Genomic DNA, 7,703 nt, shown 5'->3' with positions numbered 1-7,703 from the left:
CGTACCGCCGCGCGCGTGATGGCGGGGCAGACCCGCCGGGTGCTGGGCAGCCCGCAGCAGACGACCCGCGCCCTGCAGCGCAACGTGCGGGCCGCGACTGCGGTCCGTGCCACCGGTCCCGCCACCCGCACCCGCCGCCCCTACGCGGGCGCGCGGCCCCGCCGCCCCGGCTACTCGGCCCTGCGCTGAACCCTAGGGAAGGACTGCGGCCATGAGCACGACCACCAACGGTGCCGGTCCCCGGACGTCCGGCGCGGCGCCGCTCCCCGAACTGGAAGGGGAGTGGGAGAACCTGTACGAGGCCGAAGCCGAGGGCGAGGGCGAGGAGTTCCTGTCCTCGCTCGCGGGCCTCGCCGGCCGGGCGGCGCGCTCGGCGCTGGGCGCGCTGAGCGGCGGCGACCCGGAGGAGGAGTATCTCTTCGAGTCGGAGGGCGAGTTCGAGGGGGAGTACGAGGAAGAGGGCCTGTATGAGGGGGAGTTCGAGGAGGAGTCCCTCTTCGAGAACGAGGCCTTCTACGAGTACGAGGGCGAGTTCGAGTACGAGTCCGCCGAGTACGAGGCCGAGGGGATGACCAATCCCCTGCGCCGGGTCTATCCGGACGCCCTGATGGAGCACCTGGGGCATGCCGCCGCCGAGACGGAGTCGGAGGAGGAGGCCGAGGCGTTCATCGGGGCACTCGCGCCGATCGCCGTGGGGCTGGTCCGCCGGGCCGCGCCTGCCGTCATCCGCAGCGCCCCGCAACTCGTCCGCGGTCTGGCGGGCGTGACCCGCACGCTGCGCCGCAACCCCGCGACGCGGCCGTTGGTCCGGGCGCTGCCCACAATCGCCGTACGCACCACGCGCAGCCTGGCCCGTCAGGTGGCCCGGGGACGGCCGGTCACGGCGCGGTCGGCGGCCCGCACGCTCGCCGGACAGACCGCGGCGGTGCTGTCCGACCCGCGGCGTCGGCGTGCGGTGCTGCGGCGGGCGCGGGCCGTGGACCGCCGGTACCACCAGGCCGTGCGGTCCGGGGCTGGTGGAGTGGCGCCGGTTTCGACCGCCGCGGTTCGGGCGGTGGCCGCGGGGCCGACGAGGACGGCCGCGCCGGGGCTACGTGCGCGGCGGATGCCCGCACCGGTGTCGCGCCGAGGTTACGTGCCGCGTCGCCCGGCCGGTCTGCCGCCCATGTCCGTCGCGTGGGTTCCGGTGCCTGCTTATCGGCCGGTGCGGGCGCGCAGGCCGTACGGCTACTGACGGAGGCCGGTGATGGGGGCTTGTCGTGCGGGTGCGGGTGCGGGTGCGGGTGCGGGTGGGTGGGGGCTGGTCGCGCCCGCGCGGCGGCAGCCGCACATTCAACACAGCCCCGCGCCCCTCAGGGGGTTGCAGCGGGCCTGCGTCTCCATGGGCCGTCGTTCGATCGGAGGGCGGCCGTGACCGCGCCCATTGCCCGTGAACGGGCCCGGACACCGGGCGCGGCGCGCACCGGGGTGCGCCCGGTGATGGCCGTGCAGCCGCGGACCCGGCGTCGTCCCGCACCGGTCGCCCCGGTCCGTACGCCCGATCCGGGGACCGCTGTCGTGCAGTCCGGGCGGTCTGCCCCGAGGTCCCCGACTGCCGTGCCGGTACGGCAACCCTGGCTCCGCGCCCAGGGGTTGAACGTCACCCGGCATGCCGCCGCGCTGCGGCCCTTCCGGGCCGGGGAGTTCGGTGGCGGAGCCGCCGCGCCCACCGCCGGGCATCTCCAGGCCGTCAACGCGCTGCTCGGGCAGTTGCGCGGCGAACTGCTGCGGCAGAGCGAGCAGGTGCGCACGCTGGCCCGCGGCGCGGCGGCGCAGCCGGGGACCCGGCGGATGCAGAACCTGCTCACCGCCAAGGAGCAGGCGCACGACTGGGTGCGTGAGGTCGAGCGGATCTGGGACTTCTACTTCGAGTTGTTCGGGCAGCGGCAGTCCGTGTTCGCGGACGCGCTGCTGTCCTGCGACCGGATCGCGCTGTCCTGCTACCAGGCCGCTTACCTGGGAGTCGGCGAGGCCAAGCCCCTTCCCGCGCCTCCGCCCTTCTCCTTCATGCGCACCGGGTTCTCACCGGCCACCTTCCGCCGCGGCATCCCGCTGCGCCGCCTCGGCCGCCGGCTCAACCCGTTCCCGCTGGTCCAGCTGCCCTACCACCGCCTGGTGAACCCCTGGACCCTGGGCGCCGTCCTGCACGAGGTCTCCCACAACCTGCAGAGCGACCTCGGCCTCGACAAGGCCGTGCCGCGTGCCATCGCCCGCCGGCTCCTCGACGAGGGCTGCCCGCCCGCCGTCGTCCGCACCTGGGTGCGGTGGAACCGCGAGATCCACGCCGATCTGTGCGCGCTGCTGCTCGGCGGCCCCGCCGTGGTCGGCTCGCTGCTCGACGTGATCGGCCGCGCCCCGGCGACCGTGCTGACGTACAGCCCGGTCGGCCCGCACCCGACGCCCTGGTTCCGGGCCTGGATCTCGATCGAGCTGCTGCGGAGGATGGGCTTCGAGGAACAGGCCGGGCGGTACGGGCGGTTGTGGGCCGCGATCTATCCCGATCCACGGGCCGGCAGCCTCCCGCGCGAACTGCTCGCGACCTTCGCCACCGCCCACCCGGCGGTCGTCGACGCCCTCTGCTTCCGCCCCTTCCCACAGCTCGGCCGCCGCAGCCTCGCCCAGGTGCTGCCCTTCGGCGGCAAGGAGTACGCGATGCAGCGGGAGGCCGCCGAGCGCCTCGCCGCCGGCACCGACCCCGGCATCATCCCGGCCCGCTTCCTGATCGGCGCCGCCCGCTCGGCCCTCGACCGGGGCCTGGCCCGGCCGGGCGTGATCACCCGCAACTTCTACACGGAACTGGCGAGGCGATGACGGTGACCCTCCAGTCCGCGCACACGGCCCTCACGGCGGCCCTGCACCGGCTGCGCGACACCACGCGCGAACTGGAACTGATCGCCGTGTCCGACCAGCCCCGCGGCGGGGGCGTGGTGCTGGTGGACGAGGTCGCCGACGCCGCGCTGGAGACGAGCGGCGCGGCCGAACTCGCGGCCGGCGCCGCGCGGGGCGACTGCACGGCCGCCGTCGCCCAGTGCCAGTCGTACGTCCTCACCCTGGGCAGCGTCCTCGTCGACCGGCTGGCCGCGCCGGAGCGTCTCGCCGAACTGGGGGAGCTGGGCGGCGAGTTCGGGCGCGAGGCCGGTGCCTGGGCGGACGAGGTGGTCCGCTGCGTCCACGCCTGCCAGCAGGCGCTCTGGAGCGACGTCCTGCCCGCGGCCCTCGCCTACTGGCAGGAGATCGCCGCGCTGAACACCACGTGCTCCACGTCCGGCGTACGCCGCTGACCTGGAGAGGAAGGAGAGCACGATGCCGAAGCTCACGATCCGGGTCTTCCTCAGCCCGCGTCACGTGGACGAGAAGGAGCCCGACCGGTGGCGCCAGGGCTGGCCCACCCCCGCCGGTGTCGTGCTGACGCTGACCCGCGGTGCTCCGCACGGCGACGATGAGGCGGAGAACCGCGGGCCGGTCACTCTCGACGCCACCGACGAGGAAGGTCTCGTCCACGCCAAGGGGCTGCCCTGCGGCCGCTACCGGGTCGACATCGAGGCAAGCCCCGTCTTCAAGGCGTTCACCGCGCTCGTCGCGCACGGCGCCGACGACGAAGACCGGCAGCACATCGAGATCCCCGAGCACGGTCACGCCGACGTGGAGGTCGTCCTGAACCCGGGCGAGGACAGGCGGCTGTTCCTGCTGCACGCCCTGCTCGAATCCGGAAAGCCGCTCGCCGGAGCGGAGATCAAGGTGGACGGAGAATCCTTCACCAGCGCCCCCGACGGCACCGTCTACGCCGCCTGCCACGATGCCGAGGTGACCGTGGATCCCTGCGCCCACCCCGGCGCCCGGGTCGTCCCGCGTGACGGCCGGTTCGAGATCGACCGGCGGGCCGTGGGCGAGGGGCGGCCTCCCGAGTACGCCGTGGACGTCTACTACCGGCCCGCCCCGGCCACGCTCTCCGTCACCCCGTGCCTCAACGGCACACCTCTCACCGGCGTGGTCTTCGAACTGACCCGGGCGGACGGCCGTACCGACGAACCGGAGCAGGTGACCACCGACGCGGTCAATCCCACCTGCGTGTTCGACGACGTCGAGGCCGGCCGGGTCACCGTCGCCGTCGTCGACACCTCCGCTGTCACCTATGGCGCCACCAGGCTGCCCGTCGACGCGGTCCCCGGCCGGCACCGTGCCAACGTCACGGTCCGGGCCGGTGACAAGGCCGACCTGTCCGGTTCCTTCGCGTTCAGGCTCGCCACGACGGCGACCGGACGCCTGGAAGGGGACGTGACGGACCGCGCGGGCGTCCCGCTGAGCCAGGTGGTGATCGAGGCCCGGCAGGAGCAGGACGACCGGGTGGCCCAGGAGACCACCGACGCCCAGGGCCACTACGCCTTCCAGAGCCTGCCCGTGGGCGACTGGCAGGTGAAGCCCGCGCGGCAGCCTGTCAACGTCGGTGGACGCAAACTTCTGGCGGACCCGCCCGAGGGCGTCACCGCGACCGTCACCGAGCAGCGCACCACCCTGGCGCCCGACCTCGTCCTCGACGAGGAACCCCACGTGATCTACGGCTTCGTCCGCGACGAGACCGGTGCCGAACTCGCCTTCGCCACCGTGGAGTTTTTCAGCGCCGACGGCACCACGGAGCTCGGCACCACGCAGGCGAGCGACAAGGGCTACTACGAGTGGCACGCGCCCTCGGCCGGACGGTTCCTGGTGGCGGTGGCCAGCCAGGACGGGCGGCCGGTGCGCCGCTTCCCGGTGGAGGTGCACTCCCGCAAGCAGCTGGATCCCGTGTACTTCCTCGACGGCAACTCCGGTACCCCGTCCGGCGGTTCGATCCCGCCGACGCCCGACCCGAACATCGTGGACCTGTCCACCTTCCCGGTGCTCACCGAGGAGATCGGCGGCGGGGGCCGGGCCGCGGTGGGCGGCGTCGTCGACCGTGCCGCGTCGTTCGGCCAGACCGTGGAGAACGCCCTGCGGGACGTCCTCGGCTGGCGGCCCGGCTCCAACACCTCCGGCTTCCAGGCCGCTCTCGCCGGCGCCTTCGAACTGCGCGAGGTGCAGGGGCACACCGAGTTCACCTGGCATCCGCGCGGATACGCCGTCCAGGCCGACCTCGGGGCCCTGACCGGCGCGCAGGCCAGCATCTACCAGCGGGCGAAGAACGCGCTGGACCAGATCGTGCCGCTGCTCGACGCCCTCACCCCGCTCGACCCGGCCGCCGACCCGCAGGACACCGAGGCGGTCCGAACCATCGTGCGGACCGAACTCGGCGAACTCGTCGACGAGTTGGCTGTGGAGGGCGGACCGCGCATCCGGCGCGTGGACGAGCTGTTCACGCTGCTGCTCGGCAACCGCAACCCCGGCATCAAACTCGACCCGGACGCGGTGGGCGGCCAACTCGCCCAGCTCCGCGACAGGTTCGGGCTCAGTACCGCGCGCATCGGCACCCTCGACGAGGAACGGATCGTCACCACCTTCCGTATCGTCGTCGACCACGTCCTCGCGCTCGCCGCCGGCTGGGACCTGGACCGCGACCTGTTCTCCGGCACCAGCGACCAGACCGCGCTCGGCACCGTCCTGATCCAGCTGTCCCGCAGCCTGGACGTCGTCGCCCAGTCCGTGGAGGAGACCGTCTTCGCACTGGACTCCGTCTTCGTGGACGCGGCCCAACGCCAGACCGTCCAGCTCCAGTTCAAGGACGGAACCCCGACGACCCCCGCCACCCCGCCGATCCTCCTGTCCGACCTGCTGGACTGGGTGGTGCGGGTCTCCACCGCCGAGGGGCCGCGGCTCATCCAGGACGCCGGCAAGGACGGAGTCATCGCGATCGCGCCCATGCTGAAGGAGCTGGCCCGGCTGGTGGCGCTCACCGAGGGGCTGGCCGCGCCGCTGAACCAGGGCGGCGACCCGACCCTGCCGGAGGGCATGCGGACCCCGCGTGTCCGGCGGGCGCTCGGCGAACTGCGTACCCAACTCGGCGACACGGTACGGCTGTCGAGCGCCGTGCAGCGCCCCGAGACCCTGGAGATCGTCTTCGTCGACGAGGTGGTCCAGGACGACAAGAACGGCACCCGTACGGTGACGGTCGTGGGCCGTGGCTTCCAGGCCGGCTCACGGGCCGTCCTCACCCCCGAGGGCCGGGCGGAGCTCGGTGAGGTGCGTTCCACGGACGCGGTGGACCTGAGCCGTGCGGGCCGGGCGGGCTTCACCTTCGGCTTCCTGACCGCCGGGGCGCCGTCGGCCCCCATCACCTGGCTGATCACCGTGGTCAACCCGGGCGGCATCCGCAGCAACACGGTCGACGCGCTGACGACCTGACGGAGGAGACCCATGGCGAACGAACAGGACTACCAGGCCTTCCTCGACCGCATCGCGGCCCTCCGGGAGACCGTCACCGACCGGCTGTCCGCGCAGCTCGTCGCCGATCCGCAGCTGGCGGACGTGCTGACGAAGCAGATCGACGACCTGCTGCAGTCCGCGGTCAAGGCGGACCTGGAGCAGAAGCCGCCGCCCGACAAGGGCCTCGCCCAGCTCGTCGGCATCGGCGAGCAGGCCGCCGACGCGCTCGGCAAGACGCGGCTGCCGCAGGCCATCGAGCCGTACGACGAGACGGTGTCCTCCGAGCGGCTCGTGGCGATGGCCGACCTCTACTACATCTACCAGCACGAGATGATCGGCGTGTTCCGCGCCGTGCAGAAGCTCCAGGAGCTGTTCCGGGCGGGTGCGGTGTACCTGTCCAGCGGGGCGGGCGCGTACGCGCTCTACCAGTTCGACCGCCGCGAGGTGCTGCGCTACACCCGGCGCGACCGGCTGGCGGCCTACCGCCGTGCCTTCGGCTACGGCAGGGCGCCCGTCCCCTCCGGTTCCCGTGCCAACGGCGACTTCCACGGTCTGTTCGAGCACTTCGTCAACCAGGTCGCCCTCTTCCACCGCGACAAGCGGATCGCGGACGTGGTGCGGGAGCGGGCGTACGACCCGAGCTTCGGCAGCATCGCCGTCGTCCGGCGGGCCGGCCTCGACCTGCGCAACAACCTCAAGTTCACCTCGTACGGCCATGTCAACGTGCTCCGCGTCGAGGTCATGCAACTCCTCGACGAGGCGTACCGGATCCTCGGCTCCGAGGACATCAGGCGGCTCTACGGCGCCGACACCGCGTGGGACGTCGTCGAGATCGTGCTGGCCCAGTACTTCGGCGAACGTCTGGTCACCTCGCCGCGGCAGCGCATGGGCATCGCCGGTCGCGAGGTGCTGCGCTGGCTGGCGCAGCCGCATCTGCTGCAGACCCAGCGCGCCAAGTTCGAGACCCTTCTGCTGGAGATCGCCGAGAGCGCGGAGGAATGGCTGACCAGCGCCCAGTCCCTGGGCGTCGCGGTCCGCCAGGAGGACCGCCGCGGCCTGCCCTGGGACCGCTCGTCGGCCCCGGCGACAGGCGCCCAGCGCATCACCCGCCCCCGCCCACCGGCCCCACCGGCGGCCCGCGGCACCCGAGGCCGCGTCCCCGCACACCTCAACGGAGCACGCGCCTGACCACCACCCACGAGCCCGGGCCGCCCCGCGCACGGAACGCATGCCGCCGACCGGGCACCGACGCCCACCCCGCCGTCGCGGCAACCCGGCCACGGCCACAGCGAACCCACCCGCCCGGGCTACCTCGCGAGGGCCAGACG

The 7,703-nt window shown here is 73.3% G+C and carries 6 protein-coding genes; all 6 read left to right on the top strand.

What is annotated here, in order from left to right:
* Nucleotides 1-189: hypothetical protein (locus ABZ848_RS44480; RefSeq protein WP_360841378.1), on the top strand; the 189-nt coding region annotated here is incomplete at its 5' end.
* A gap of 22 nt (nucleotides 190-211) precedes the next feature.
* Complete coding sequence (locus tag ABZ848_RS44475; protein WP_360841376.1) at nucleotides 212-1,234, top strand: hypothetical protein; 1,023 nt, start codon at nucleotides 212-214, stop codon at nucleotides 1,232-1,234.
* 176 nt (nucleotides 1,235-1,410) lie between these two features.
* Nucleotides 1,411-2,850 carry a hypothetical protein gene (locus ABZ848_RS44470; protein WP_360841375.1) on the top strand — a complete coding sequence of 480 codons (1,440 nt, stop codon included), beginning with the start codon at nucleotides 1,411-1,413 and terminating at the stop codon, nucleotides 2,848-2,850.
* Nucleotides 2,847-3,320, top strand: a complete 474-nt coding sequence (locus ABZ848_RS44465; RefSeq protein ID WP_360841373.1) for a hypothetical protein — start codon at nucleotides 2,847-2,849, stop codon at nucleotides 3,318-3,320. Before ABZ848_RS44470 ends, ABZ848_RS44465 begins: the two co-directional genes overlap by 4 nt.
* 22 nt (nucleotides 3,321-3,342) lie before the next feature.
* A complete protein-coding gene (locus ABZ848_RS44460; protein ID WP_360841371.1) occupies nucleotides 3,343-6,354 on the top strand; it encodes a carboxypeptidase regulatory-like domain-containing protein in 3,012 nt (1,003 codons plus the stop codon).
* A 12-nt stretch (nucleotides 6,355-6,366) separates the two neighbouring features.
* Nucleotides 6,367-7,563: a hypothetical protein gene (locus tag ABZ848_RS44455; RefSeq protein WP_360841370.1), complete on the top strand. Its 1,197-nt coding sequence runs from the start codon at nucleotides 6,367-6,369 to the stop codon at nucleotides 7,561-7,563.
* Nucleotides 7,564-7,703 lie beyond the last annotated feature (140 nt).

This window comes from Streptomyces sp. NPDC047081 (assembly GCF_040643775.1).
GTDB lineage: Bacteria > Actinomycetota > Actinomycetes > Streptomycetales > Streptomycetaceae > Streptomyces.
The sequence above is the reverse complement of the archived record's forward strand: the minus strand, read 5'-3'. Positions and strand labels throughout refer to the sequence as shown.